Source organism: Paraburkholderia sp. WC7.3g (assembly GCF_050436345.1).
Lineage (GTDB): Bacteria > Pseudomonadota > Gammaproteobacteria > Burkholderiales > Burkholderiaceae > Paraburkholderia > Paraburkholderia podalyriae.
This window is the reverse complement of the sequence record NZ_JBNDMA010000002.1, coordinates 1164857-1191137: the sequence shown is the minus strand read 5'-3', so window position 1 is coordinate 1191137 and position 26281 is coordinate 1164857. Positions and strand designations below refer to the sequence as shown.

22 protein-coding genes and 1 pseudogene are annotated in these 26281 nt (G+C 61.9%); 12 read left to right on the top strand and 11 right to left on the bottom strand.

Translation table 11 applies throughout. From position 1 onward, the window contains the following. Window positions 1-32 precede the first annotated feature (32 nt). The 6 genes from OKW43_RS17005 to OKW43_RS16980 all read right to left on the bottom strand — a co-directional run bounded on the left by OKW43_RS17005 (window position 33) and on the right by OKW43_RS16980 (window position 4915). A complete protein-coding gene (locus OKW43_RS17005) occupies window positions 33-1058 on the bottom strand; it encodes an aspartate carbamoyltransferase catalytic subunit (RefSeq protein WP_187637330.1) in 1026 nt (341 codons plus the stop codon). 68 nt (window positions 1059-1126) lie between these two features. Next, window positions 1127-1666: a bifunctional pyr operon transcriptional regulator/uracil phosphoribosyltransferase PyrR gene (gene pyrR, locus OKW43_RS17000; RefSeq protein WP_187637329.1), complete on the bottom strand. Its 540-nt coding sequence runs from the start codon at window positions 1664-1666 to the stop codon at window positions 1127-1129. Then, the gene (ruvX, locus tag OKW43_RS16995) at window positions 1653-2093 is read right to left on the bottom strand and encodes a Holliday junction resolvase RuvX (protein ID WP_187637328.1); all 441 of its coding nucleotides are present in this window, start codon (window positions 2091-2093) and stop codon (window positions 1653-1655) included. Before ruvX ends, pyrR begins: the two co-directional genes overlap by 14 nt. 10 nt (window positions 2094-2103) lie before the next feature. Continuing rightward, window positions 2104-2682: a YqgE/AlgH family protein gene (locus OKW43_RS16990; RefSeq protein ID WP_027196846.1), complete on the bottom strand. Its 579-nt coding sequence runs from the start codon at window positions 2680-2682 to the stop codon at window positions 2104-2106. A 308-nt stretch (window positions 2683-2990) separates the two neighbouring features. Then, entirely contained in the window at window positions 2991-4397 is a 1407-nt protein-coding gene (locus tag OKW43_RS16985) for a hypothetical protein (RefSeq protein WP_187637327.1), read from the bottom strand. A gap of 347 nt (window positions 4398-4744) precedes the next feature. Further along, a complete protein-coding gene (locus OKW43_RS16980) occupies window positions 4745-4915 on the bottom strand; it encodes a rubredoxin (protein WP_006047743.1) in 171 nt (56 codons plus the stop codon). A gap of 304 nt (window positions 4916-5219) precedes the next feature. Between OKW43_RS16980 and OKW43_RS16975 the strand changes: the two genes are divergently transcribed. The 3 genes from OKW43_RS16975 (at window position 5220) to cysC (ending at window position 8266) form a co-directional block, all read left to right on the top strand. Further along, complete coding sequence (locus OKW43_RS16975; protein WP_187637326.1) at window positions 5220-6083, top strand: hydroxymethylpyrimidine/phosphomethylpyrimidine kinase; 864 nt, start codon at window positions 5220-5222, stop codon at window positions 6081-6083. Window positions 6084-6389: 306 nt separating this feature from the next. Further along, window positions 6390-7601: a chondroitin 4-O-sulfotransferase gene (locus tag OKW43_RS16970; RefSeq protein WP_187637325.1), complete on the top strand. Its 1212-nt coding sequence runs from the start codon at window positions 6390-6392 to the stop codon at window positions 7599-7601. Between the two features lie 26 nt (window positions 7602-7627). Beyond that, entirely contained in the window at window positions 7628-8266 is a 639-nt protein-coding gene (gene cysC / locus OKW43_RS16965; RefSeq protein ID WP_187637324.1) for an adenylyl-sulfate kinase, read from the top strand. 200 nt (window positions 8267-8466) lie between these two features. Here the strand turns inward: cysC and groL are convergent, their stop codons facing one another. The 3 genes from groL to OKW43_RS16950 form a co-directional block, all read right to left on the bottom strand. Beyond that, window positions 8467-10107: a chaperonin GroEL gene (gene groL, locus OKW43_RS16960; protein WP_187637323.1), complete on the bottom strand. Its 1641-nt coding sequence runs from the start codon at window positions 10105-10107 to the stop codon at window positions 8467-8469. 53 nt (window positions 10108-10160) lie between these two features. After that, window positions 10161-10451, bottom strand: coding sequence for a co-chaperone GroES (groES, locus tag OKW43_RS16955; RefSeq protein WP_008923887.1), 291 nt, complete (start codon window positions 10449-10451; stop codon window positions 10161-10163). A 496-nt stretch (window positions 10452-10947) separates the two neighbouring features. Next, window positions 10948-11076, bottom strand: coding sequence for a hypothetical protein (locus OKW43_RS16950; RefSeq protein ID WP_281394051.1), 129 nt, complete (start codon window positions 11074-11076; stop codon window positions 10948-10950). Window positions 11077-11924: 848 nt separating this feature from the next. On the opposite strand from OKW43_RS16950, the gene OKW43_RS16945 reads away from it, so the two are divergent. From OKW43_RS16945 to OKW43_RS16905, 9 genes and pseudogenes are all read left to right on the top strand, one after another. Beyond that, window positions 11925-13391, top strand: coding sequence for a hypothetical protein (locus OKW43_RS16945; RefSeq protein ID WP_187637322.1), 1467 nt, complete (start codon window positions 11925-11927; stop codon window positions 13389-13391). 685 nt (window positions 13392-14076) lie between these two features. After that, window positions 14077-15343 (top strand): annotated as a pseudogene (locus OKW43_RS16940) (IS256 family transposase). A 307-nt stretch (window positions 15344-15650) separates the two neighbouring features. Next, window positions 15651-16793: a hypothetical protein gene (locus OKW43_RS16935; RefSeq protein WP_429443877.1), complete on the top strand. Its 1143-nt coding sequence runs from the start codon at window positions 15651-15653 to the stop codon at window positions 16791-16793. Between the two features lie 935 nt (window positions 16794-17728). Further along, window positions 17729-19099, top strand: a complete 1371-nt coding sequence (locus OKW43_RS16930) for an FAD-binding oxidoreductase (RefSeq protein WP_429448598.1) — start codon at window positions 17729-17731, stop codon at window positions 19097-19099. A gap of 864 nt (window positions 19100-19963) precedes the next feature. Then, window positions 19964-20344, top strand: a complete 381-nt coding sequence (locus OKW43_RS16925) for a hypothetical protein (RefSeq protein ID WP_187638489.1) — start codon at window positions 19964-19966, stop codon at window positions 20342-20344. 4 nt (window positions 20345-20348) lie between these two features. Next, entirely contained in the window at window positions 20349-21287 is a 939-nt protein-coding gene (locus OKW43_RS16920) for an ATP-grasp fold amidoligase family protein (protein ID WP_187638488.1), read from the top strand. Between the two features lie 59 nt (window positions 21288-21346). Beyond that, window positions 21347-22348 carry a glycosyltransferase family 2 protein gene (locus OKW43_RS16915; protein ID WP_429448595.1) on the top strand — a complete coding sequence of 334 codons (1002 nt, stop codon included), beginning with the start codon at window positions 21347-21349 and terminating at the stop codon, window positions 22346-22348. Between the two features lie 73 nt (window positions 22349-22421). After that, entirely contained in the window at window positions 22422-23072 is a 651-nt protein-coding gene (locus tag OKW43_RS16910; RefSeq protein WP_429448593.1) for a hypothetical protein, read from the top strand. A gap of 70 nt (window positions 23073-23142) precedes the next feature. After that, on the top strand, window positions 23143-23535 hold the full coding sequence (locus OKW43_RS16905) for an SOS response-associated peptidase family protein (RefSeq protein WP_312892971.1): 393 nt from the start codon (window positions 23143-23145) through the stop codon (window positions 23533-23535). A 551-nt stretch (window positions 23536-24086) separates the two neighbouring features. On the opposite strand, the gene OKW43_RS16900 is transcribed toward OKW43_RS16905, so the two are convergent. Together OKW43_RS16900 and OKW43_RS16895 are read right to left on the bottom strand one after the other, a co-directional pair. Further along, entirely contained in the window at window positions 24087-25256 is a 1170-nt protein-coding gene (locus OKW43_RS16900; RefSeq protein WP_429445528.1) for an IS91 family transposase, read from the bottom strand. 23 nt (window positions 25257-25279) lie between these two features. Next, on the bottom strand, window positions 25280-26155 hold the full coding sequence (locus OKW43_RS16895; RefSeq protein ID WP_429445530.1) for a tyrosine-type recombinase/integrase: 876 nt from the start codon (window positions 26153-26155) through the stop codon (window positions 25280-25282). Between the last annotated feature and the right edge of the window lie 126 nt (window positions 26156-26281).

Below are 26281 nucleotides of genomic sequence, written 5' to 3'. Positions count from 1 at the left end.
AGCCTATGTTCGGCTTCCTGATCAGTCGTTGCTTAGTCGTTGTTGCCCGCGACGATCCCCATCACCGCCATGCGCACCGCGATACCGAACGTGACCTGATTCAGGATCACCGATTGCGGGCCGTCCGCGACCTGCGAGTCGATCTCGACACCGCGATTCATCGGGCCGGGGTGCATCACGATCGCATCGGGGGCGGCGAGCGCGAGACGCTCGGGCGTGAGCCCCCAGCTCTTGAAGTACTCCTGCGACGACGGCAGCAGCGCGCCGCTCATGCGTTCGTTCTGCAGGCGCAGCATGATGATCACGTCGACGTCCTTCAGGCCTTCGTCGAGGTTGTGGAACACGCGCACGCCCATCTGTTCGAGGCCGCCCGGCAGCAGCGTGCGCGGCCCGATCGCACGCACCTCGGGCACGCCGAGCGTGGTCAGCGCATGAATGTCCGAGCGCGCGACGCGCGAATGCAGGATGTCGCCGACGATCGCCACGCGCAGCCCGGTGAAGTCCTTCTTGTAGTGGCGGATCGTGTACATGTCGAGCAGACCCTGCGTCGGGTGCGCGTGACGGCCGTCACCGGCGTTGATCACGTGCACGTGCGGCGCGCAGTGCTGCGCGATCAGGAACGGCGCGCCGCTCGACGCATGACGCACGACGAACAGATCCGCGTGCATGGCCGACAGGTTGTTGATCGTGTCGAGCAGCGATTCGCCCTTGCTCGTCGACGACGCGTTGATGTTCAGGTTCAGCACGTCGGCCGACAGCCGCGTGGCCGCGATCTCGAACGTGGTGCGCGTGCGCGTCGAGTTCTCGAAGAACAGGTTGAACACCGACTTGCCGCGCAACAGCGGCACCTTCTTCACTTCCCGATCGGTCACGCTGACGAACTGGTCGGCGGTCTCGAGAATGTGATTGACGATGGCCTTCGGCAGCCCCTCGATCGACAGCAGATGTTTGAGCTCGCCGTTCTTCGTGAGCTGCGGGTTGCCCTTCAGGAAGCCGTAGCGGAAGCGCTCGGATGCGCTGGCGGAGGAATCTTGCGGAGCCTGGGTGGCCGTGTTCATGATGTACCTGCGTCAAATACGGGCTTCGACGTGATCGAGGTCGCGTCGACACGCCGCTCACGCGCGTTTCAATCGACGCGTGCCTCAGTGTGAAAAGAAAACCGCTGGCCGCCGGCGCCGTCGTCTTCACGGGCCAGTACGAGCGTCGCGTCGGCGGGTACGTCGACCACGCCACCGACGAAGCGCGCCGCCACCGGCAACTCGCGTCCGCCCCGATCGGCGAGCACCGCGAGTTCGACCGATGCCGGCCGGCCATAGTCATACAGCTCGTTCACCGCCGCGCGAATCGTGCGGCCCGTGTACAGCACGTCATCGACCAACACGATGCGGCGGCCGTCGACCGCGAACGGCAGCGAGGTCGGGCTCGCCTGCGCGTGCAGCCCTTTCTTCGCGTAGTCGTCGCGATGCAGCGCGACGTTCACCACGCCGAAGCTCGCCAGCTTCAGGTCACGCGCGAGCCGCCCGGCGATCCACGCGCCGCCGCTATGGATACCGGCCAGTACCGCCGCTTCGGCACCGTCTTGCGTGGCGGCGAGATGGTCGCCGTACGCCGCGCGAATCTGGTCGAGCAACGCGCGATACAGCGCTTCGGCGTCAATGGAACTCATGATCGTCGGAAAGTCCGTCAAGATATTGCTGGAGGATGATGCTCGCGGCTTCGGCATCGAGCATGTCGGCGCGGGCGTTGCCGGCGCGGATTTCCGCCTCGGCCTCGACCGACGAGTAGCGCTCGTCGACCCACGTGACCGGCAGATTGAAGCGGCCGTTCAACTGGTTGCCGAAGCGCTTCGCGAGTTGCGTGCGTTCGTGCGGCGTGCCGTCGGGGTGCATCGGCAAGCCGACCACCAGCGCATCGGGCTTCCATTCGGCGATCAGCTTGCCGAGTGCTTCGAAGCGATACTCCTTGCTGCGGTTCTGCACCACGACGAGCGGCCGCGCGCGGCGCGTCAGCGAATTGCCGACCGCGACGCCGATGCGTTTCTCTCCGTAGTCGAACGCAAGCAGCGTCGCCTCACGTCCGGCCGGCACAGTCATGCGCGGCCCCTCATGCGTGCCCGGCCTCGCCCGAGAGCATCGACAGCGACACGCCGAGCAGCGCGAGCGCCGCTTCGAGACGATCTTCAGCGGGCACGTCGAAGACGATCTTCGGATCGGCCTCGACGGTCAGCCAGCCATTCTTCGAGATTTCGTCCTCGAGCTGACCGGCGCCCCAACCGGCATGGCCAAGCGTCAACAGAAAGCGTTCCGGGCCGGTGCCGCTCGCGACGGCTTCGAGGACGTCTTTCGACGTGGTCATTTCGAGCCCGCCGGGCACCGACATCGACGACGTGTACGCGCTGCCGCCTTTCGGATCGTGCAGCACGAAACCGCGCTCGGTTTGCACCGGGCCGCCGAAATACACGGGAACATGGAGAAGCGGTTCGATCTCGAGCTTCAGATCGATGCGATTGAAGAGCGCCTGCAGGTCGATATCGGTCGGCCGGTTGATCACGAGGCCGAGCGCGCCGCGCTCACTGTGATCGCAAAGGTAGACCACCGTTCCTGAAAATGTCGGATCGGCCATGTTCGGCATGGCGATCAGGAACTGGTTGGTCAGATTGATGCGATCGGTACTCTTGGACATAGTTCGGATTTTAGCAAAGACGATGCGGGATGGCGGGCTGCTTTGAGCGCTGCAGCGCGTTGCGCTGCATGCGACGTGCCGCGCCATCGACGCCGGATCAAGTTGCACTCTATCACGCGCGCGACTCGCGCCATCTCGCGATCAGGCGCCGAAACACCGCGCAGAACGGCGCGTTCGGCGGGCGTCGCGAAGCGGCGGGAAGGTGTGTTGTCACAATGGGCTTCTGCCCGTCGTGTGCGCGTGAGTCGAGACGTTACGGACGCAAGTCGCGGGCCACGTCGCGCGTTCGGCGCGGCGCGGGCCGCGCTTCACGCGCCGCCCTGCTCGATCGCGCGCGTGAGCGCGCCGAGCGCCGCCTGCGTGAGGCTGCCGCGGACCGGCGCGACGCCCGCGGCGACCTTGTGCAGCGTCGCGCGCAAGGCCTCGGCGGCCTGTTCGAGCGTATCGGCGGGCGGCGCGCCGACGATCACGTGCGCGCGCACCGCCGGCGTCGCGACGCCCGCATGCGCGCGACGCCGCCATGCGAGACCGAGCGCATCGGCAAGCAGCGCGACGTGACCGAGGCCGAGCGCGCAAGCGGCCGAGCCGAGCCGGTAGGCGGCGTCGCCCGCCTGCAGCGCTTCGCTCGGGTCGGCCTTCTCCGGCTGATCGGCCGCACGGGCATGGGCGGCGAGCGCCTCGATCGACGCGTCGGCGCTCTGCAGGAAGTCTTCATACGCGCTCGCGTTGACGCTCAGCACGCCGAGATCGCGCGTGTGCGGCAGCGCCTGCGCCTCGAGCGCGCCCGCCTCCCACAGCGCTTCCGAGGACTGCGTGCCGGCGACGTGCCAGTCGACCGTCAAGCCGTAGTCGTGCAACACCTCGACCTGGTCGGCGTCTTGCGGCGCCGCGCCGAACAGCGCGTAATCGCGCCACAGCAGCGCGAGCGTCGCGCGCACCAGCGAACGCGGCGCGCGCTCGATGCCGCGCGCGTGATCGGCGAGCGCCAGGTTGCAGCGCGCGTAAAAGCGCCGTGCCTCGATATCGCGGATCGCGTGGCCGCGCGCGCGCAGCGCCTTGGCGCAGGCGCGCGCGAGCCGCCAGAAATCATAGGGATCGGGGCCAGCCAGTTCGACGAACACGGCGTCGAGCTCGTCGAGCGCGGCATTCGTGACCGCGAGCGCCACCGCGCTGCCCGTGTCGGCCTGCGAGCGCAGCACCGGCAGCAACGCGCGCTCGTAGCGTGCCCGCAGATGGGCAAGCTGATCGGCCGATTGCACGTGCAGCGACGCCGGCGGCACCGGCCGCCCGTACAGCGCGAGGTCTTCGAACGCGACGGCGGAGCCCGGCGCGGGTTCGACCAGTTGCGCGCACAGCTCGCGATAGTGGTCGAACAGCGTCGGCGAGCAACTGAGCTCGCGCAGGTTGTGGCGCTCGAGCGCCGCGCGGAAGTCGTGCAGCGCCGCGCCGAACACCGGCCGCGCGCCTTCCGCTTCGGTTGGCTCGCCGCACGCGAGCGGCGACAGCCGCACGAGCGTGTCGGCGAAACGCTGGGCGCTGAGCCAGCCCGCCGTGCGCAGCGCGTGCGACGCGCGCAGCAGCGCGGCACCGCTCTCGTCGCGCTGCTCGAACGCGAGCGACGCCTCGGCGAGCGCCAGTTCCGCGGGGCGGACCGCGCCGCCGCGCGGGTTCGGCAGTGCATCGATGGAAACGGGTGCTGCGGATCGAAAAGTCATGGGCAGGCGACACGAAGCTGACGGGGCCGTCGCTTCGCGCCGCGTGCTGAGTGATCGGCCAACGCGCGAACCGGCGACAGGACAATGACAGACTACCGTTGCGACACGACGCGCGCTGCGATGTTCCGCGCCGGCGCGCTCAGACGGGCACCGGCCGCGCCGGACGCTTCAAGCGATTGCAGGAATTACGCGGCGAATGACGCCGCTGAATTTCGGGATCGAACCTCGGGACGAGGTTTTGGCGGCGCCGCATGCGGCGTGTCGCATGAACCCGTCAAACCGCGGCGCCGGAACCATCGATCAGCCAGGCAACGGCCGGCCAGCCGACGCCGGTGGCTTGCCCAACTTCAGATCTGGACCATTTCGAAGTCTTCCTTGCGCGCTCCGCACTCCGGACACGTCCAGTTGATGGGCACGTCTTCCCAGCGCGTGCCCGGCGCAATGCCTTCGTCCGGCAAGCCGGCCTCTTCGTCGTAAATCCAGCCGCAAATCAGGCACATCCAGCTTTGATATTCCATTCTTTTGTCGCGTCGTTGAGTCCGTGGAAGCGGGAGCCATGATGGTACCGTGTTGCCGCCCCCATGCCTAGCAATCGAAAACGCGCAACCGTAACGTGGACCGGCTTTCAGCGGTGTGCGGGCGACGCTCGCGGCGCTAGCGTGGCAACCTCGAAGCAATCCCCGTCCGCCCCGCGTCAGCGGGCCGCGAGCCAGCCTCTCGCGATCCCCGCCGCGCGAAAAAACGCCCTCTCCACGGTTTAGGCCGCATAATTGAGCCAATTGCGCATTGCGCGCCGAAATCCTGCTTTCTTTATCCATTTTCATGCCCAGCGACACGCCTCCGATCGTCCTCACCTTCGGCCTCTCCGATCCCACCGGCGGCTCAGGCCTGCAGGCGGACCTGTTGACACTTGCCAGCATGGGCTGCCACGGCGTTTCGGTGCTTACGGGCTATACCGTGCGCGATTCGGCGAACTGCGACGAAGTCACCGGGCTCGACCCGGACGTCGTCGCGACGCAGGCGCGCATGCTGCTCGAGGACATGCCGATCGCCGCGTTCAAGGTTGGCGCGTGCACGCGCGCCGAAGTGGTCAGCGCGATCGCCGAAGTGGTCGCCGATTACGACGACATCCCGCTGATCCTCGTCCCCGACTTCACGCTCGACGACGAACACGTGCTCGCCGCCGACGAACTGCGCGAAGCGATCGCCGATCTGCTCGCGCCGCAAACCACGCTGCTGGTCGCCGACTCGTCCACGCTGCTCGCGCTCGCGCAGCCCGACGGCGACGCCGAGGCGCCGAGCCTCGACGCGGCGATCTCGCATCTGCTGTCGCAGGGCTGCGAGTACATTCTGTCGACCGAAACCGGCACGCATCGGCTCGTCAATACGCTGTTCAGCGAGGACGGCCAGTTGCGTCAGGACATGTGGGACCGCGCGCCTCATCGGCTGACCGGACTGACCGATACGCTCGGCGCGGCGATCGCCGCGCTGCTCGCTAACGGCCAGGAGCCGGCGGAAGCGGTGCGCGAAAGCCAGGAGTATCTGTATCAGGCGGTGCGCAATGCGTTCCGGCCCGGCATGGGGGCATACATGCCCGATCGCTTCTTCTGGGCGCGCAGCAGCGACGACGATGAAACCCCGCCAGCGCAAGGCAAGGGTGCGGCGCCCGGAGAAGCACGGCACTGACCCCGTCATTCGTTTGTATTGATTGAAAACCCGCTTTTTGGCGGGTTTTTTATTACATGCCTCTTTCGTGGTTACGGCGAATTTTCATTCGATTTATTCCAAATGAATAGCGCAATTCGATGCCCGCTATCGCTACTGCCGCGCCCCGCGCCTATTGTGGACGCTCTGGCCAATCCATTTCGCATGACAGCATGAAATGATGCTGGCGCCGCGGCAACAGACGTTTTGCCGCGTAATTAAACGTTACAACCTCCGCGACACCCTTTGGCTAGACTTTACAGATCGCGAACTGTCATATGTCACCACATGTCTTTCCCTAGCTTTTTCATCCATCCACCGAAATGCGGCGGCTCGACCGTAATTTCGTGTTTTGATTTGAATAAAGGTAGTGACCAATTCATTAGCTTTATCTGGGATCAGGATGGGTGGGGAAACTGCCGCGCAAAGCTGCTCGAAACGCAGGTCGGCGGCGGGCATCAACCGTATGGCATTCATCGGGCGATCAAACATCCGCTCACTTACTGCACGATCCTGCGCGATCCGCTCGCACGGCAAGTCTCGCACTACTGGTATGCGGCGAACGGCAAGAACGGCGAGGTCACGCGCGGCGTCAGCGTGTCGACGCCCGAGGCTCTGGCGCAGCAAGGCGCGCTGTCGCTGGATGAGTGGGTCAGCGAATCGCTCGCCGGCAAGAACCTTTTCGTGCAGATGCTGAGCGGCGAACCGGTGGTCGACGAAGCGAGCCTCGCTGTCGCGCAAATCCATTTGCGTGAGCAGATCGAGACCGTCGGCGCCTGTGAGGAGATGAGTGAATTCTTACTGCGGCTTTGCGGTTCGACCGGGATGAAACTACCGTTTTATTTCGAAACGAATCGCACCAATGGCGCGTCGAAAGGCAAGGCTCACATCAGCGAGGCAGCAAGAAAAAAGTTTATCGCGGACAATCGCTTTGATTACGAGCTGTTCGACGACGCGAATCGGATCGTCGAAGCTTATGCGAAAGATACAGGCAGCGTCTTTTCGAATGCGCTCGAATTGGTCCGGCTGATTCAGTCCGAAATCAATCAGCTCGAGAATCCTCACGTCTATAGCTCGCCGGTTTTTGGCTTCGACGGCTCGTTCCTGTCGCGCGTGCATCAGGTGATCCGCCGCTTCGATCTCGCGCCGATCGACGCCTATCTGGAGTTCGCGCAAAGCTGCCAGCGCGCGCCGATCGACCTCTTCGAGGGCTTCGTCGACACGGTGAGCGACGCCGGGGTGTCGGGCTGGGCGGTCAATCTGAGCCGGCCCGAGCGACAGGTGCCGCTCGAAGTGCGGGTCGGCGCGCAGATCGTCGCGACCGGCTACAGCGGCGAGCCGCGGCCCGATGTAGCGAGCGCCGGCTATCCCAGCTCGAACAGCGGATTTTCGATTCCACTGCCGGACGGCATCCCGGAAGGCTTTTGCGTTACGATCGCCAATTCCACCGAACGCCTGCACAACGCCGGCACGTGGCGGCAAGGCTGGCACTGCGAGTGAGCCAGAAGAGTCGGGAGAACTTATCCATGAAAGAGCCGCCGAGCTTCGTGCAACGCTTCCACGGCAACATTGGGGTGCAAGACCGCATACGCCTATTCGATCAGACGCCGGCCACGATCTGGCTGACCGGCCTGTCCGGCGCCGGCAAATCGACGCTCGCGTTCGCGCTCGAGGAGCAGCTGATCGCGCTCGGTCATGCCTGCTATGTGCTCGACGGCGACAATATCCGCCACGGTCTGGCAAGCGACCTCGGCTTCGCGCGCCACGACCGGCGCGAAAACATCCGCCGCGTCGCGCACGTCGCCCAGTTGATGAACGACGCGGGCCTGATCGTGATTACCGCGCTGATTTCGCCGATACGCGAAGACCGGGCGATGGCGCGCGAGATCATCGGACCCGACAAGTTCGTCGAGACCTACGTGTGCGCCCCGCTCGCCATCTGCGCGAACCGCGATCCCAAAGGTCTTTACGCGAAAGCGAGGTCTGGCGAAATCAGCTCGTTCACCGGCGTATCAGCGCCCTATGAAGCGCCGATCGATCCCGACCTGTACGTCGATACGGGAACGCTCCCCCGCGAGGAAAGCGTCGCGCAGATCTTCGACTACCTGCGCGAAAAGTGCCTCGGAACGTCGACTGATCGTTCCGCTCACACGGCAGGCGCCTGATCCGCACGGCGGGCATCCACAAGCGCCCCCCGGTCCCCACGTCAACGCCGACCCCAAACGAAAAAACCCGCATAAGCGGGTTTGTTCATTTGGGAAGCACGCCTCGCGGCGCACTCCCCACATGGACTTCCAGCCGGGCCTCGTCCGTGACCCGGCCGCTGTGGTCAACCACGCGGCCGGACCACGAGGCCCGAGCGGAATTACATGTCCATGCCCATGCCGCCCATGCCGCCGGGCATGCCACCAGGCATCGGAGCATCTTCCTTCGGCAGTTCGCAGACAGCTGCGTCGGTCGTCAGCAGCAGACCGGCAACCGAAGCTGCGTTTTGCAGCGCCGTGCGCGTCACCTTCGTCGGGTCCACGACACCTGCGTCAACCAGGTCGACGTACTCGCCGGTCGCTGCGTTGTAGCCGTAGTTGCCGTTGCCAGCCGCAACCGCTGCCACGACGACGCTCGCTTCTTCGCCACCGTTGGTGACGATCTGGCGCAGCGGCTCTTCCATTGCGCGCAGAACGATCTTGATACCTGCGTCCTGATCGGCGTTAGCGCCCTTCAGGCCATCGATTGCCTTACGTGCACGGATCAGCGCGACGCCGCCACCGGCCACGATGCCTTCTTCCACAGCCGCGCGCGTTGCGTGCAGTGCGTCTTCGACACGTGCCTTCTTTTCCTTCATTTCGACTTCGGTCGCAGCACCGACCTTGATCACTGCAACGCCGCCTGCCAGCTTGGCAACGCGCTCTTGCAGCTTTTCACGGTCGTAGTCCGAGGTCGCTTCTTCGATTTGCGTGCGAACCTGCTTCACACGTGCTTCGATGTTTGCAGCTTCGCCAGCGCCGTCGATGATCGTGGTGTTTTCCTTGCCCACTTCGATGCGCTTCGCCTGGCCCAGTTCAGCCAGCGTTGCCTTCTCGAGCGTGAGGCCGGTTTCTTCAGCGATGACCTGACCGCCGGTCAGGATCGCGATGTCTTCCAGCATCGCTTTACGACGATCGCCGAAGCCCGGAGCCTTGACGGCAACGGTCTTCAGGATGCCGCGGATGTTGTTGACGACCAGCGTTGCGAGCGCTTCGCCTTCGACGTCTTCAGCGATGATCAGCAGCGGACGGCCAGCCTTCGCGACTTGCTCGAGCACCGGCAGCAGATCACGGATGTTCGACACCTTCTTGTCGTGCAGCAGCACGAACGGGTTCTCGAGCACGGCGACTTGCTTGTCCGGGTTGTTGATGAAATACGGCGACAGGTAGCCGCGGTCGAATTGCATACCTTCGACGACGTCCAGCTCGTCTTGCAGCGACTTGCCGTCTTCGACGGTGATCACGCCTTCCTTGCCGACCTTGTCCATTGCTTCAGCGATGCGCTCGCCGATCGACGAATCGCTGTTCGCCGAGATCGCGCCAACCTGGGCGATTTCCTTGTTGGTCGTGCACGGCTTGCTGATCTTGCGCAGTTCTTCGATTGCGGCTGTAACGGCCTTGTCGATACCGCGCTTCAGGTCCATCGGGTTCATGCCCGATGCGACGTACTTCATGCCTTCGCGGACGATCGATTGCGCGAGAACCGTAGCGGTCGTCGTGCCGTCGCCTGCGTTGTCGCTGGTCTTGGAAGCGACTTCCTTGACCATTTGCGCGCCCATGTTCTGGAGCTTGTCTTTCAGTTCGATCTCTTTTGCGACCGACACACCGTCCTTGGTGACCGTCGGGCCGCCGAAGCTGCGCTCGAGGACCACGTTGCGGCCCTTCGGACCCAGCGTGACCTTCACGGCGTTGGCGAGAATGTTCACGCCTTCGACCATCTTGGCACGGGCGGAATCTCCGAATACGACGTCTTTAGCTGCCATCTTCTAACTCCTTGAATACTTTGGATGTAACCGGGGAAGTAGCGACCTTGCGCTTACTTCTGCACCACGGCCATGATGTCTTCTTCGCGCATTACCAGCAATTCGTTGCCGTCGACCTTGACGGTCTGGCCTGCGTATTTGCCGAACAGGACGCGGTCGCCGACTTTTACGTCGAGCGCAATGGCTGCGCCCTTGTCGTCGCGCTTGCCCGGGCCGACTGCGAGGATTTCGCCCTGATCCGGCTTTTCCGCTGCGGCTTCGGGAATCACGATGCCCGACGCAGTCTTGGTTTCCTGATCCAGGCGCTTGACGATCACGCGATCATGCAAAGGACGAAGGTTCATACATACTCCTCTCTGATTGAGACTGAAGAACGCTGAGAAAACCCGGCTGGCTGAGCCAACCGGAGATGTTGTTAGCACTCTCGTGCAGCGAGTGCTAATTATATGGACGGGTAGTGACAAATTCAAGAAGTGAGGAGTAGCGGCAGTGCTGGTCTCGAGATTCGCTTGAGTTTGAACTTTGTTCGCTTAAGTCTGAATCTTGCAACGCAACAAAAATTCGAGGTCGCCGGATAATTTACATTAAAAACAAATACTTAAACTATTTTCTCGGAGATCCATCGGCTGTTGTCGGCTCCGGCGCGGACGGCCACTCATGGAATCTGTGCATCACAATTAGATGCCCGATTGCCCCATCAGGGAAAACCCCTATCCGCTAGTAGCCAGAAGAGTCTGCCAGACTTCACGTTTCCATGAAACGTCCGCAGGGTTGTCAGAGTGGACCAACGCGCTGCCATTCGATCTGCCTGCAACGATCAGTTTTCAAAGGATGTGTAGATCACGCATCACGCGGCGCATCGAACAGCACATTGCTAGTTGCCCCATATCGCGACTGGGCGGATTCGCCCACTCCGGACACCGGGCCAAGCACCACATCATGTGCAGCTTTTGAGGATGCGGCGGTCATTCATCCCTCGGAGCCAGCCGGCAAGTCATCCTGTCTTGTGTCTTGAGGTTTGTTCTGTCGGCCTTTGCGGTCATTGATGTGTGGGCGTGCGGGAGTCGGCTGAAGCACGCTAACCGGGCATTCGCCAACCATCCGCTCTGAATCTCGTGCTCCGTTCGGCGAACGCGTACTTTCGACGCACTGCCGTCGTTCGAAGCTCCGTCACCTCAACGGCAGCTTACTCCGGAACAGCGATCATCCGACATCCCGCGCTGAGCGACATGAACGGCCATCGCTGTCGTTGGTTGCACGGCCGTAACAACCCATGTCGAGCGTCCGCTCTGGCGGTGCGACGAAAATGAATCGCGGGACAAGCAAGTCCGGATTTCACCGCGCGCGCAAATGCGCTATTGGACGCCATCGGCCTTCCGAGGGCGGCGTGGCGCGATCAAACGACGGCGATGCCGTTACGCCTGCAACTTGACGCAACTTTGCTGCTGCGGCAACGACGAACGGCGACTTCTTCAGCCTGCCTTAAGGTAGTGCGCGAATACAGCCGGATGTTGCGGCTAGTACGCGCGCAATGGATCCGACAGGCATGACTGCCGCTGCATTCCTTAGCTGCGCCCGGAATATCTCTTCCTCCAACCCGTTTACTCGACACTTCTCTCGCGGCATCCGATTTGCCGATTTCACCCAGTCACATCGCCTCGCGGGTTGCCCACCGCGAGGCAGCGTCATGGTCGAGACAGGCGACCCGCTGCCCGGCCATGGACAACCCGCGACTCAACTTTCAAAGGAGGTTAAGCCACACATCAATACCTAACCGCAGATCTGTCCGTCGAAGCGGGTCAACCTCAGGAGCAATCATGAAATCGCTATTCAAGCCCCGCAGCTTCAGACCACTGGCTTCTCGAGCTGCCAGTCTGTCCGCTGCCGCCTTCATCGGCGCGTTGGCCGCAGGCCAGGCATGCGCAGAACAGCCGCCGCCACCTTGCCATCCGAATCCGAACGCTGCCGCTGACGCCGCGCTGGTGCGCCAGCGCGGCGACATCGCGCACCTGCCAGATCCGCTGCAGGATCTCCTCCAAAGGATAGCCGAGCGGCCCCATACCTATTTGCCGATTCAGGCCTATGCCGAGGCCGACAAACCGAGCCAGCTGTTCCAGTATTACCTGCTGTCCACAGTAGGATTCGAACCCAATCCGTTCACGACACGATTCCCGGGCATCAACGACAAGGCGATGCTGACGGCAACTGGCGCCAACTGCGGCTTGCCAACCATCGGTGCGGTACGCCTGGTGGTCGAGCCGAAGCCGGGGTTGCCCACTGATCCCAATAACGTTCGCGCCTTCATCGATGTATTTACCGACCTGTCATATCTGTTTGTGATTAACAACGAAAGCGGCTGGTACGAGGGCTGGATGATCCACGATTTGCAAGTGCCGAATGTCGCACCACCCCGTCCCGACGGGCACGCCCAGTTCGGCACAATGACAGTCGCGGACGCGGCCGCCTTGCGGGCGATGGGCACGCACCACAACGTGCCGGGCCAGCTATTCACAATGGATGGCAAGGCACCGCATTTGCCCGAAGCTTCAGACCACTTCCCCGACCGCCAGACCAATATCGTGCCGATCCAGCTGAGCATGGGGGCGCTCAACTGCATGCAGCAGTCTGATTGTCACGGCTACTGGGAATTCAACTACACGACCAACTGGATCCATCCACTCTACGAGTTGCCTTTTACCGGCGGTATCCCCGGTACCTTTGAAGCCGGCAAAGTTGGCGCGCTCTCGTCACTGATTCCCGGCTCTGGACCGGCAGGCGTAAAGAACAGTCCGATCGACTATGGTGACGATCCGAACAATGCGGCCCCGCTGGGTGGTGCAGGTCCGCGCGACCCCGACCGATTCGATGCCACAGTCGATAACCAGCGGGAATACCGCCAGCGCTTCATCCCGAGCGGACTGGCCCACGAAATCTACCTGGACACCTACGTGCGAGTGGCATCGTTCGAGCAGGGCACGCCATTCCCGCAGCGGTTGTACGACGCCTATGTGGCCGAAGTCAAACGGGTCGATACCAATGGCGACGGCGTCATTTCGGCACGCGAGGGAGACGTGGATACGGCCAGCGATGGGTTCCCGGACAATTCCCGTCTGTTCTTGCCGGCGACTTCGTTCCGTCGCTTTGCCGTGACGCGCGAAATCAATGACGGCTCCCTGGCGCCGCGGTTTGCGCCCAGCCAGCGGGCTTGGGTACTGACTGGCGCCGCCATTACCGTAAGCCCGCCGCGGCCGGCGTCTGCGGGTCGCGATGGCGACGACCGTTGAAGGCAACTCGTCGACCTGACGGGCTGTCTCCTGAGTTGCGAGAGGCGTTCAAACCGTATCGTGCGCTCTGCAGGTAGACAATAGGGCCGCCCAAAAGGCGGCCCTATTGTTGTCGCCTTCCGTTGATGCTCATCATTCAACGGAAAATAGCGAAGACAAGACAGTCCTTGTTCCCCTGTGGAACCTTCGTGGGCTGGCAGCACCGGAAGGCAAAGATTGAGTTTCTCCGCAGGCTTCACGCTGAACAGTCGAGCGCATTCCGTATCTTGATAGCGGACACTCCATAATGTCGCACCGCTCGGCCCCCAATGTCGGCTTCGGCTGACGACACAACCGACGCAATTGGCACGCTAACGTCCGTTGCCTGGGTCGAAGCCGACGCTCGAACGTCCGTGCACAAGCGTGGGCGAAGGTCCGTTGTTGGCCGAACCCGGTCCGACGCCGAGACAGTCGAGGTAGCCGCCGTCGACGTTCTGTGTCCGGCAGAAGTCGACCCTGTATAAACATTCGCCTTCCGAGGCGAGCCGTCCGCTCAAGGACAGGCAGCAGAAATGCCGGATTGCAGAAGAGCTAAAGTCGGAAGTGGTGTACGGGGGAGTTGAGGCGGGAGATTGTAGGCGGTGGAGGTTTCAGCTGAGAATCTGATTGTCGAAGTCGGAAACCAGCAAACAACAAACCATCCACCATGAACAAGTTTACGGAAAAAGAAGTCGTTGGTCTATCGGGAGCCGGTCTGGGTCTGGACGAACTGGTGCGGCACGGAGCCCGGCAGGTGATCCAGCAGGCGATCGAAGCCGAGCTCGCGGCGCTGCTGGAGCGGTTCGAGAACGTCAAGACTTGCACGGCCAGCGCGCCGTGGTGCGCAACGGCTATCTGCCTGAGCGCGAAGTGTTGACGGCGGCTGGGCCAATTGCCGTGAAGGTCCCGAAGGTTCGCGATCGATCAGGATCTGGTGTGAAGTTCAATTCGTCGATTGTGCCGCCGTATGTGAGGAAGTCGCCACGCGTGAGTGCTGCGCTGCCGTGGCTGTATCTGAAAGGCATCTCGACAGGCGACATGAGCGAGGCTCTGAGCGTCCTGCTAGGCGAAGATGCCAAGGGTCTCTGTCGGCCAATGTGGTGAGCCGCCTGAAGGCGCAGTGGGCCGACGAACATGCCAGCTGGAGCCAACGTGATCTGTCGAAATCGCACTACGTGTATTGGTGGGTCGACGGGATCCACACGGGGCTGCGAAGCGAGAATTCGGACGGCCAGTGCCTGCTGGTGATCATCGGCGTGAGGCCGGATGGGCGCAAGGAGCGCGTGGCGATCGGCGATGGGTACCGGGAGTCAAAGGCGTCCTGGCAGGAACTGCTGCTCGACCTGAAATCGAGAGGCCTGCAGGCTGGTCCGCTGCTGGCGATCGGCGACGGCGCGATGGGCTTCTGGGCCGCGCTGGAAGAAGTGTTTCCTGCGACGCGAGGCCAGCGCTGCTGGTTCCATAAGATGGGCAACGTGCTCAATGCGCTGCCGAAGTCGCAGCAAGGCAAAGCCAAAGCAGACCTGCAGGCGATCTGGATGGCCGCGACGCGCGCTGACGCATACGCCGCCTTCGATCGTTTCGTGACGGTCTACGCGGCGAAGTATCCGAAAGCCACCGAAACGTTGAAGAAGGACCGGGAAAGCCTGTTGGCCTTTTACGATTACCCGGCGGAACACTGGCAGCATCTGCGCACGACAAATGCGATCGAGTCGACGTTCGCGACCGTGCGCCACCGCACCACGCGTACGCGCAACTGCGTGTCGCGAGCGACCTTCCTGGGTCTGGCATTCAAGCTGATCGAGGAAGCCGAGAAAACCTGGCGCCGTATCAACGGCCCTGCACAGATCAAGCTGCTGCTGGAGGGCATTGCCTTCAAGGACGGCGAACAGGTGAAAGACGATCAACGGGTTCAGCAGAAACTCGCCGCCTGAAAGCGCCTGCCTTCAAGTTGCCCATACACCACTCTTGACGTTAGCTCATTGCAAATAAAAAGTAACTTCTGAGTCTACTAACTCGAAGGAATCGCATAACTGGTTGAATTTGCAATGAAATAGTCCGCCTGATACGCCAGACGGCATGCTTTGTTGCGCGCAGCAAAATTACGTCTTCGACTTTACGCGTTGCTCGTCCTATTGTGCATGCGGAGGCTTCGTCCACTCATGGCGTGGTCTCGCAACCTTGCAACCAAAAATGGTCCCCGTTCCTGACCGAACATGCGGACCTATTCCGGAGACAACAATGAAAAGACAGCTTGGGTTCGCGTTAGCGCTTGGCGCGTCCGTTCTGCTCACCGCGTGCGGGGGAGGCTCGGAAGTCACCTCCACTTCGCCGACCATCAAGACTGCCATCTCGGTACCCAATTCAGCCACCCCGCCGTTCAGTTTCGACATCAGCTACGCCGATAGTGGCAAATACTATCTTGCCGACCGCAACAACGCGGCGGTCGACGTGGTCGACACGAAGAGCAACACGCTCATCGCGCAGATCAAGGGCAGTGGCCCCACCGCCTTCACCGGCTTTAATGCGAACACCGATGTGGCCGGCCCTGATGGACTCGTCGGCATCCCCGGCACAAACATCCTCTATGCCGGCGATGTCAACTCGATCAAGGTCATAGACGTCGCCCAGCAGAAAGTCGTCAGCACCATCGCAGTCCCACCACTCAACACGGCCCCGCACCGCGTCGACGAAGGCTGCTACGACCCGGACGACAACCTGGTGATGTTTTCGAGTCCGGGGGAGACGCCCCCGATTGCGACTTTCATTTCGACGAAGACAAACTCGATCGTCGCGACGTATAGGTTCACGACGTCGTCCGGCCTCGAGGCATGCGTGTACGACTCGAAGTCGAAGAGCTTCATCGTCAACAACGACGGCACGCCTACCAATCCGGCAGGTGAGGTGAACGTGATTGCCGCGAATACGGTGGTCGCAGGCGCACCCGCGGTGAGCAAAGTATTCCCGCTTGGCGCATGCGGGCCAACAGGACTCGAACTCGGTCCGAACAACGACATGCTGGTGGGCTGCGATCCGGCCGCCGGGAAGCCGCTTATCACGTTGATCCTCGATCGGACGACGGGCGCCACGCTTGCGAGCATTCCATTCGGCGGAGTCGATCAGGTCGCGTACGACGCAGTGTCGAACCGCTATTTTCTCCCGGCTCGTCATGAGACCGCGACCGGCATCGCGGCCGCCTCCGGCTTCACGCCGATACTCGGCACAGTCGACGCGTCGACGCGCACACTCATCGACAAGCTGGCGGTCGGCAACGGTGTACATTCGGTCGCGGTGGATGGCGCCTCGGGTCAGGTGTACGTGCCCTTCCAGCCAGGGGTCGCGGCTTTCCCGAATGGCGGGATTCATGTCATCACTACGCATTGAGGACGTATGAACCGCTGCCGGCGTGGAGGTTGCGGCACGATCCTCGCCGGTAGCGCTCCTTGAAGCTTGGGGGCTTCAAGGAGCGCGTTCGCGCTGCGCAAGAATGCATTGGGTTGTCTGCTCCTCGCCGACTGTGAAGGTCGAGACCGACCGCCGACCCATAAAGCGGCCCGTCAACGCGTCGAACGGCAACATCATTCGCCGACATCGTCTTGCTGCCACGAGCGGCTGTTATGGCCGATGACACGACGCCTGTAATCGGCGGGCGAAGATCCGCTGTCTGGATGAAGCTGACGCATGAGCGTCCGTCTGGGCGTGCAGGCGAACTGCTGGAGATGGCCCAGACTGTGTCAAAACGCACGTCGCTTCGGCGCACCGCAAAAAACGGCTTGTCAAAACGACCTATACCGGCCTCGCGGCACCTCGGGAGGGGCAAAGCGACCCACTAAAACCTAGTGAATTTGAGTTTTGACGCACCCTCGGCCGCATGCTGCCGGACGCATCGGGCGCATGTCGACCCGAAAGAGACCTTCGGAATTCCCGGTAGCGGCCATTCAAATGGCCATTTGAAGCTGCGTCGGACGCTTCAATGCCGTCTGGCCGGTCAAGTCTCCGGTTGGACGCGCCCCTTTTTTCTCCTGGACTAAAGAGCGGCCGCCGATTGGTCGGGTTTCATTCGACTGGTTGCTCGCTCGTCTTGCTGTCAGTGTCGTCAATCGGAAGTTCCTTCCGGCAATTGCGTCGGAGCACTATGCTTTTCATCAAGTGAGGTGCGAGGCTAAGCTCGCGACCGGCTACCGGATAGGTGCGTAGATGCCGATTGATCCCACGCGCCCGATGTCGTTCTTGTCGACAGTTCGGCGCGAGGCTTCTTGGTACGGCAGCGCGTCGTCGCGCGGGCGCGCGATGGATTAACTCTTTAAAGAGGCAGCGTCATGGACGAGTTTGCGATTCAGGAATTTCGCGGGAGGCTGATCGGTCCGTCAGACAAGGACTACGACGAGGCGCGAGCGCTGTACAACGGCATGATCGATAAGCGGCCCAAGGTGATCGCTCGCTGCACCGACGCCGCCGATGTCATAGCGGCGGTCAACTACGCGCGAGATAACAAACTGCTTCTCGCAATCCGCGGAGGCGGACACAACGGCCCCGGTTTGGGCAGTTGCGACGGTGGGCTGGTCATCGACCTGTCGCAGATGCGCAGCGTGCGCGTTGACCCAGCGAGCCGCACCGTGCGTGTCGATCCAGGCTGCACTGCAGCGGATCTAGATCACGCGACCCACGCCTTTGGCCTCGCCGTACCACTCGGCATCGTCGGCAGCACGGGGGTCGCAGGTCTGACCTTGGGCGGAGGAACCGGCTACCTCACGCGCAAGCACGGCCTCACGGTCGACAATTTGCTCGAAGTGGATGTAGTGCTGGCCGACGGCTCTTTTGTCACCGCTAACAAGGACAAGCACGTTGACCTCTTCTGGGCGGTGCGCGGTGGCGGCGGTAACTTCGGCGTGGTCACAAGTTTTCTCTTTCAGGCCCACCGGGCCAAGATGGTGTTCGCCGGTCCGATCTTCTGGGACGCCAAGGAAGCCAGGCAAGTTATGGCGCTGTATCGCGACTTCATCCCAGACGCCCCCGAAGAGCTTGGTCTATTTGTCGGCCTGAAAACCGTGCCTCCAACCGATCCCTTCCCTAAGGAGCACTGGAACAAACGCGCCTGTGCTCTGATCGGCGCTTTCAACGGGCCGATCGCAGAGGGTCAGAAGCTCATGGGCTCGCTGCTCGAGAAACTGCCCGCCCCGCTGTTCAACTGGATGGGCGAGATGCCGTGGACCGCCATCAACAGTCTGTTCGACCCGTTCTTCCCTAAAGGCTTGCAGTGGTACTGGAAGGGCGACTTTGTCAAGGCGCTGCCTGACGAGGCGATCGACGTGCACATCGCCAACGCGCTCAAGGCACCGTCCCCCTTCTGCCTCATGCACCTTTACCCCATAGACGGCGCCGTTCGGCGGGTCGCCAAGGATGCCACGCCGTGGAGCGCGCGGGACGCGTCTTTTTCGATGGTAATTGCCGCGATCAGCCCGGATCCCCAGGACGCCGAGGCGCTTAAGGCCTGGGGCCGTGCCTACTGGGGGGCTATCCACCCGTTCAATCTGGAGGGCGCCTACGTCAACTTCCTGGACGCCGACGAGGCCGAGAACCGAGTAGAACTAAGCTACGGCGAGAACTACACGCGCCTTGCCTCGATCAAGGCGAAGTACGATCCCAATAACCTGTTGCGAGTCAACCAGAACATTAAGCCGAAAGCGTGAATCGACGCGCGCGACCTCGCGCGCCCGCGCCGCGTGGCGATGTTCAGCGCGAACGCGCTGCCGGCATTGCCGTCGTCGTTGCCGGGCGATTGCTTGGGTCGTGCGCGCTTGAAGGGCCCACGTCGCGCCGAACCTGATCAGCGCGACGCGTGAATCAAATCGGGGCTAACCGAACTCCGCGGGGTTCACGTTCCCCGCACTCGAGGTTCCTGTGACCTCTTCGGTGCGTGCAAGCTACGCGAAACAGTTCGCGAAAGTCCGCTTCGGAGCGATCCCAAGCTGGTACCTCGACGTCCGTTCCTGGCCGCACTGCGTCCCCGGGCCGCAGACGATCGGCCGCCTTGCATGCTCGCCGCATGCAAAGGGTATATGCAGTTTCTAATGAAGAGAGACGTAGGGCTCAGCCAGCAGCCTATGGGCGAGTGCGCATCTGGTGTTTTCCCTAGTGCAGACCTCACCCAAAAGTGCCGACGTTGCGCCTGTTGGTCGCAGTGCTGACGGGTGTTGTTCTGGTCATATGGCTCGTTGTAACGCCCAGGTAGAGCGGGGACGGGCGTTGTCGGAATTTGCAGGCGACCGCATGAGAGAGATGTCTCAGCAGGTCGGATTTCAGTTCGGGATTGCGGAGAGGCAAATGGGTGTCGTGCGTAACGAAATAGGACAGCTGGAAGCTGCGGTGAACACCCTGGTGCGCCGTCCGCGGGTTATCCGCCGGGATTACTGCGTATCGGAGGTTGAAGGCGTGCTCGTCCGGCCGGGAATTACCGCTCAGGACCGGCAACGCCTAGCGGCACTTCTGGACCTGCTAGGGACCGTAGCGCTCGACTGCGATGGCACAGGTGCGAATACTACGTTAGCCCTGCGGTGAAGCGCTACGAGCAACTGACCGGCGACGATCTCGTTCGATCGGTAGACCTGGTTCTGGATCGCGTCGTTGCTGACGGCGGGCGTACCCGCATGCGCAGGGATATCCTCACGGCAGACCGGTGCGGGCTGAATTCGCTGCTGAACGAATCGCCGCGCACGCCAGCCATCTTGCGGACGCAGTTTCCATCTCTGGCCGTTGAGAAGGCTCCAGACCCTTTTCATCCCGAAAGAGCCCTGCAGAAGCCGCCGTTTTCGCGAAAATGGGCCAAAGTACCTTCCTTTAGCGACGCCGTCAATCACGACGGACTCTGTGCGCTAACCTCCGCAGTGACGTACCTGGAAGGCTGGCCTGGCCTCACATACGGCAAGACTATCTGACGGGATGGGAACCATGACGACGACCAACCCAACTCTGCGCAAGCTGAAAGACGCGGCCAAGTCGATGCTGCCTGCGCCATTGTTCTTGAGCCTGTTGCATCACAAGTACATTGGCCGTTATCCGAACCTGCTTCGTCCGACAACATTCAACGAGAAAATTTTGCAGAAAAGCCTGCGGCCGGATCCGTGGCTCACGGAGTTGACCGACAAGCTTACGGTCAGGGACTATGTTGCGAGAAAGCTTGGCGAGAGCCATCTTATACCGTTGCTTGCCGCCCCCGAGACCTTCACGAAAGAGGTATTCGATGCGTTGCCGGACTCGTTCGTGATGAAGGCGAATCACGGCAGCACTTATGTCAAAGTGGTCAGAAACAAATCGGCAACCTCATTCGAGGAATTGCGGGATCTCGCGAACCATTGGATGTCCCTCGACTTCTACAAGATCGGTCGGGAAAAGCACTATCGCCCCATCAAGCCGCGTATCTTCTTCGAGCAACTGCTGCTCGATGAGAGCGGCAACGTTCCCCCCGACTATAAGCTGCAGTGCTTTGGTGCCAAATCAGGCCGGCTGGTCATCTACATTCTCGTCATCTCGGACAGATTCGGCGCTGATACGCGCGGCGATCTGTACGACGTCAACTGGAACCATCTGGACGTAGTCATTGGCGAGTACAAACCCAGTGAAAACCCGCCGCCTCGCCCGGACAATCTCGACGCGATCGTGGACGCTGGGATCAAGCTCTCGGCGGACTTCGACTATGTCCGCGTTGACCTGTATTCGCCCAATAACCAGATTTATTTTGGTGAACTTACTTTCACGCCGGGTGCGGGCGTTCTGCCATTCATGCCGGACAGGATCGACTACGAGTGGGGAAGCCTGATACCAGACGCTTACCTGTCGATAAGGCCTTCCTTACGAGCAACTTCGCCCGGGGCACCGTAGTTTCCTGCCGATGTTTTTCGCGAACTCTCCATTAGCGGTAACGACAGTGGTGAAGCGCCATGCAAAAAATCACAATCGTGATCTGCAATTACAACCACGGTCGCTTTCTGGCCGACGCAATTGACTCATCTCTTTCTCAGGACTACCCGGAAACGCGTGTTCTGGTGATCGACGACGGATCGACGGACGGCTCACGCGAAATCGCAGAAAGTTATGCCGGCCGCATCCAGGCGTTCTATAAGGAGAACGGCGGCCAGGTCTCCGCATATAACGATGCAGTCAATATGATCGACACGGAATTCGTGATCCTGCTCGATTCCGACGATCTACTGTACAAGGGTGCGGTGTCCGAGGTCATGCAAGCATTCGAGGCCGGCGACTCCGTCAAGGTTCAGTTCCGTCTCGACGTTGTGGATTCAGCCGGGAAGCCCTCGGGTACATACGTACCTCACTCCGCCGCGCCAGTCGACTGCGGTAGCCTGCTGCGCCGGGGTTGGCTCTATCCGTCGCCGCCAGCGTCAGGCAACGCCTACCGGACCAGCGCATTAAAGAAAATCTTTCCCGTGCCGGAAGCAAGCAGTAATCGCTACGGCGCAGACTTCTACGCGATCTACGGGGTCGCATTGTTGGGAGCAATCGCGACGATCCCGAAATCGTTAGGTGCATACCGCGTGCATCGGACCGAAAACACAGGAATCGATTTCGCCAATTCGTACAGCACCGACAAGGCGCCCAAGGCGCTGACCAAGCGTTGGTCGATCCTTCGGCAGATGGCGCGCTCGCGGCTCGGCATAGAGCTTCCGCCATCGTTTCACGACTTCTCACTCGAGAAAGCGTATTTTTGCTCTGCTGTTTATCAGGCTTCGTTCGCGAAGCGCTGGGGATGGGTCAGCCGGCAGTCGCATGGTTATTTGCGCTCGATAGTCGCCAATCCGTTCTGGAGCTATAAGAAGAAGATAGGCACGCTCGCGCTGTCCAGTCTTTGCCTGTTGCCTTGCTCACCGCTTTCCGATTTCGCGGTTCGCTATATTTCGAACCCGCTCGCGAGACGTCGCCTTTAGTCAACTGAAGACGTGTGTGCCCTGTTCCAAGGCTGATCCAATATTACATTGCGGAGGGCGCAACAAAGCGCATATGATGGACATCACATTGCGACGCGCAGAACACAGCGACATTCCAGGCATTGTTGCGTTCTACGAACGGGAAAGCGATCCTAATATCCTTCGGCGCAGCGCGCGTGAAGTTGCCAATGCCGTCGATCTTGGCGCCATCTTTCTGTTTTTGGAGCGTAATCAGATCGTGGCCGCTTCAGGCGCGTTCGCAATACATTTCAGGGAAGAACTGTACTTCGAATATGGCGGCACGATCGTGACGCGCCCGTTCAGAGGCTTCGATCTTCAGGATATATTCACTTCGGCACGTTTTTGCTTCGTTGTCCTCTTCTACCCGGAATCGATTCCAGATCGTGTTTATACGTTCATCAAGCCAGACAATGCCCCATCAAATGAAAATATTAAAGGGAGAGGTTTTTCACTGCGAGAGACAGCGCCCAATCCATACATGAGACCATGTGGAACCTGTAAATCGCGCGCGTCACTCCCGCCTGGCAGAAGATGCTGCTACAACATCTATGGAATCGATATGGAAGCGATCCGGCGTAATGTCCGATACTTTCTCGAGGCCTCCGCGGAGCGCACGTCGTCAAAGGGCATGCGGCTTGAAATAACCTCGACCCTGTTTCGAGACGCGCGCCAGCGCGCTATCCTCCATAGCGTCATTGCTTGAGTGCTCTTGTGCCTGGCGCCCACACATCCGCACTCACGGCCCGAACTGTTGCCAACGCAAAGACGGGCGGGTGTCGCCGGGGAAGCCATCATATGAAACCGGCAAGCCCGTGCGCTGGCGGATCGGTCTGGCCGATCAGGTGTCGTGTGCCATAGCGGGCCTATGGCGCACGTGGGAAAACCCGGACGGCACGCAAGCCATGAGCATGACGATGCTTACGCTCAACGCCGACGAGCATCCGTTAATGACGCGGTTTCACAAACCCGGAGCGGAAAAGCGCGCTGTCGTCGTGCTCCCGCAATCCGATCACATTGACTGGCTTTCGTGCAGGAGTACGGACGAAGCCAGATCGTTCCTGCGATTGCTGCCGGCCGACGCCTTGCACGCGGAACCGTACCCGCTTCCGCCGCGCGGACGAACCGCGCTCGCTCCCGAAGCGGGCGATCAACCGTCCCTTATCTAGCTGGCAGGGCCGACTCCAATCCGTGCATTTCTCGCACCGTCGGGCCAAAAAAGATCGTTCTTCGCGGATTTTCCGGGGTGACCACTTGCCGACAGGCAGTAGTCGGCCACTTTCTGCCGCTCGTCTGAGCCATGCACCACCGGTCACTCGAACGGCTGGTCCACTTCGAAACCCGCCCGATGCGCGACGCGCGCTTGTCTTGAGGTTTGTTCGATGCCTGCCCATGTCCGTGGACTCGGGGTGCGCGCCGGCGCGTGCAGGCAGGCGTTGAATAAACCTGAAGGGAGGAAACCGCGGAGTGCTCTGATGCAATGGGAGTCTTCGGGGCTATGGCGATTGATTGCCCGGGATGGCGAGCGGTGTTGCGGGATGCGTGGTCAGGCGGGATGCTGGCTGAGGGCTGATGCTGTGCCGAAGCGGTGCAGTGGCGCCGTCGTGATGGCGGAACGGACGTGCAAGGGCCTGTGCGAAGCGACAGACGCAAAGGTCTGCTCGTGGGCCGCGTTGCCGCAAAGCCGAGGGTCGGGTTGTTCGTCCTGGAACAGTGGCGCTCATATCTCGCCCCGGCGCGTGGGTGGTGCGCGAATCGGTGCAGTGCGCGCAAGGATATCGATGACGATCATCGGCGCGCCGCAGTGCCGGCAGATGAAGGCCGGCCGAGTTTCAACGAGAGTCTCTTCGGGTGATGTGTTGACCTCCGCCGCGACGTGCAGCAGTTCGCGGACCTTCGCGAGACTGGTGCGGCGCACCGGGTTGGCGAGCAGCCCGTAGTGACGGATGCGATGGAACCCGCCGGGCAACACATGAAGCATGAAGCGGCGCATGAACTCGCCGGCTTCGAGGGTCATGGTCTTGTAGCGGGTGTGCCCCTTCGCACGGTAGTCCTTCCAGCGGAAGGTCACGCCGCGTTCATCGAATGCAAGCAGGCGCTGGCTGGAGATCGCGACGCGGTGCGTATAGCGCGACAGGTACGCGAGCACTGCTTCGGGTCCTGCAAAGGGACGCTTTGCGTAGACGACCCATTCGCAGGCACGCAGCGGCGCAAGCCACACGTCAAAGACAGCTGGGTCGGCAAGTTCAGCGTACTGGCCGAAGAACTGCAGGTGGCCATGCCGGTGCGCGTCCGTGAGCGCTTCGAGGAAGCGCCTGCGGAACAGGCGCGAGAGCACACGTACCGGCAGGAAGAAGCCGGGCCGGCATGCGATCCACCGCTGACCATCGGGCGACAGCCCACCGCCGGGGACGATACCGTGTACGTGCGGATGATGCGTGAGTGCCGAGCCCCAGGTGTGCAGCACGAGCGTCGCGCCGATCTGGGCGCCGAGGTGCTTCGGATCAGCGGCAATGGTGCATAGCGTTTCGGCGGCGATATCGAACAGCAGCCCGTAGATGACGGCCTTGTTGTACCAGGCGATGGCACTGATGGGCGCGGGCAGCGTGAAGACGACATGGTAGTACCCGACCGGAAGCAGATCGGCCTGGCGTGCCTGGAGCCAGCGATGCGCAGCACTGCCCTGGCACTTCGGGCAATGACGGTTGCGGCAGGAGTTGTAGGCAACCTCGATCCGGTCGCAGCCGGCGCAGCGCAGCACATGCCCCCCCAGTGCCGCACTGCGGCACTGTTCGATGGCCGACATGACCTTCAACTGCCCCAGGCTCAGCGCTACCGTGCGCCGCCACGCCGGCCCGCAGGCGCGGAAGATATCCGCGACCTCCAGCACGGGGTGCTCCGCGTGCGGCCGGGCTAGCCGGCGGGCAGGCGGTCCAGCGGACTGACCACCTTGCGCAGGAGGTCAGTGGCAACCTGGGTATAGAGCGTGGTGGTCTCGATCTGCCTGTGCCCAAGGAGCACCTGGATCACGCGGATATCCTCCTTCTGTTCCAGCAGGTGCGTGGCAAAGGAATGCCTCAGCGTGTGCATGGATACGCGCTTGTCGATGTTTGCGGTCTCGGCGGCCGCATGGATGGCGCGGGTCAGTTGCCGCGTGCTGAGCGGGTCGATCGGATCGAGGCCCGGAAAGAGCCACCCGCCATCGAGCATGCAGCCCTGGGCACGGGCAACGCGCCACCAGACGCGCAGACGTTCGAGCAGGACCGGCGAGAGCATCGCGTAGCGGTCACGGCGGCCCTTGCCCTGCTCGATGCGCAGGGTCATGCGCTGGCTGTCGATGTCGCTGACCCTGAGCGCGACCACTTCGCTCGCACGCAGCCCGGCGCCATAGGCGACCGACAGCGCGGTCTGATGCTTGAGGTTTCCGGCTGCCGCGATGAGCCGACGCACCTCCTCGGGGCTGAGCACAACCGGGAGCGTGCGAGGCACGCGTACCGGCTGCATCCGCGCCATCAGCTCAGGCCGGCCGAGCGTGACTTCGAAGAAGAACTTCAGAGCGCTGATCGCGGCGTTCAGCGACACCGGCGACGCGCCGTGATCGACCAGATGCAACTGGTAGTCCCGGAGGTCCTCGACAGTGGCGGTATCGGGTAAACGCCCGAGGTATCGGGCGAACTGACGTACGGCACGCAGATAGGCGGCCTGGGTCTTGGGTGCGAACTTGCGCATGCGCAAGTCCTCAAGCATACGGCGGCGCAGCGGGCTGATGCCCGGATCGGAGGAGGTCATGATGGGACTCCTGCTGGAGGACGAGGCGGATTGCCTCAACCACCAACATAAGCACCGGCGCCACTCGCCTCCCATTCGCCGCCAGAGTCGGGCCGTAGCCCCCTACCGCGCGAGCGGTTTAGTCCG

What these genes read in the sequence shown, in the direction of transcription:
- OKW43_RS16930 (WP_429448598.1), top strand. Translation starts at nt 17,729, where the DNA reads ATGGACGAGTTTGCGATTCAGGAATTTCGCGGGAGGCTGATCGGTCCG.
- groL (WP_187637323.1), bottom strand. Translation starts at nt 10,107, where the DNA reads ATGGCAGCTAAAGACGTCGTATTCGGAGATTCCGCCCGTGCCAAGATG.
- OKW43_RS16915 (WP_429448595.1), top strand. Translation starts at nt 21,347, where the DNA reads ATGCAAAAAATCACAATCGTGATCTGCAATTACAACCACGGTCGCTTT.
- pyrR (WP_187637329.1), bottom strand. Translation starts at nt 1,666, where the DNA reads ATGAGTTCCATTGACGCCGAAGCGCTGTATCGCGCGTTGCTCGACCAG.
- OKW43_RS16950 (WP_281394051.1), bottom strand. Translation starts at nt 11,076, where the DNA reads ATGACCGCCGCATCCTCAAAAGCTGCACATGATGTGGTGCTTGGCCCG.
- OKW43_RS16980 (WP_006047743.1), bottom strand. Translation starts at nt 4,915, where the DNA reads ATGGAATATCAAAGCTGGATGTGCCTGATTTGCGGCTGGATTTACGAC.
- OKW43_RS16920 (WP_187638488.1), top strand. Translation starts at nt 20,349, where the DNA reads ATGGGAACCATGACGACGACCAACCCAACTCTGCGCAAGCTGAAAGAC.
- cysC (WP_187637324.1), top strand. Translation starts at nt 7,628, where the DNA reads ATGAAAGAGCCGCCGAGCTTCGTGCAACGCTTCCACGGCAACATTGGG.
- OKW43_RS17005 (WP_187637330.1), bottom strand. Translation starts at nt 1,058, where the DNA reads ATGAACACGGCCACCCAGGCTCCGCAAGATTCCTCCGCCAGCGCATCC.
- ruvX (WP_187637328.1), bottom strand. Translation starts at nt 2,093, where the DNA reads ATGACTGTGCCGGCCGGACGTGAGGCGACGCTGCTTGCGTTCGACTAC.
- OKW43_RS16910 (WP_429448593.1), top strand. Translation starts at nt 22,422, where the DNA reads ATGATGGACATCACATTGCGACGCGCAGAACACAGCGACATTCCAGGC.
- OKW43_RS16945 (WP_187637322.1), top strand. Translation starts at nt 11,925, where the DNA reads ATGAAATCGCTATTCAAGCCCCGCAGCTTCAGACCACTGGCTTCTCGA.
- OKW43_RS16985 (WP_187637327.1), bottom strand. Translation starts at nt 4,397, where the DNA reads ATGACTTTTCGATCCGCAGCACCCGTTTCCATCGATGCACTGCCGAAC.
- OKW43_RS16970 (WP_187637325.1), top strand. Translation starts at nt 6,390, where the DNA reads ATGTCTTTCCCTAGCTTTTTCATCCATCCACCGAAATGCGGCGGCTCG.
- OKW43_RS16935 (WP_429443877.1), top strand. Translation starts at nt 15,651, where the DNA reads ATGAAAAGACAGCTTGGGTTCGCGTTAGCGCTTGGCGCGTCCGTTCTG.
- OKW43_RS16975 (WP_187637326.1), top strand. Translation starts at nt 5,220, where the DNA reads ATGCCCAGCGACACGCCTCCGATCGTCCTCACCTTCGGCCTCTCCGAT.
- groES (WP_008923887.1), bottom strand. Translation starts at nt 10,451, where the DNA reads ATGAACCTTCGTCCTTTGCATGATCGCGTGATCGTCAAGCGCCTGGAT.
- OKW43_RS16895 (WP_429445530.1), bottom strand. Translation starts at nt 26,155, where the DNA reads ATGACCTCCTCCGATCCGGGCATCAGCCCGCTGCGCCGCCGTATGCTT.
- OKW43_RS16990 (WP_027196846.1), bottom strand. Translation starts at nt 2,682, where the DNA reads ATGTCCAAGAGTACCGATCGCATCAATCTGACCAACCAGTTCCTGATC.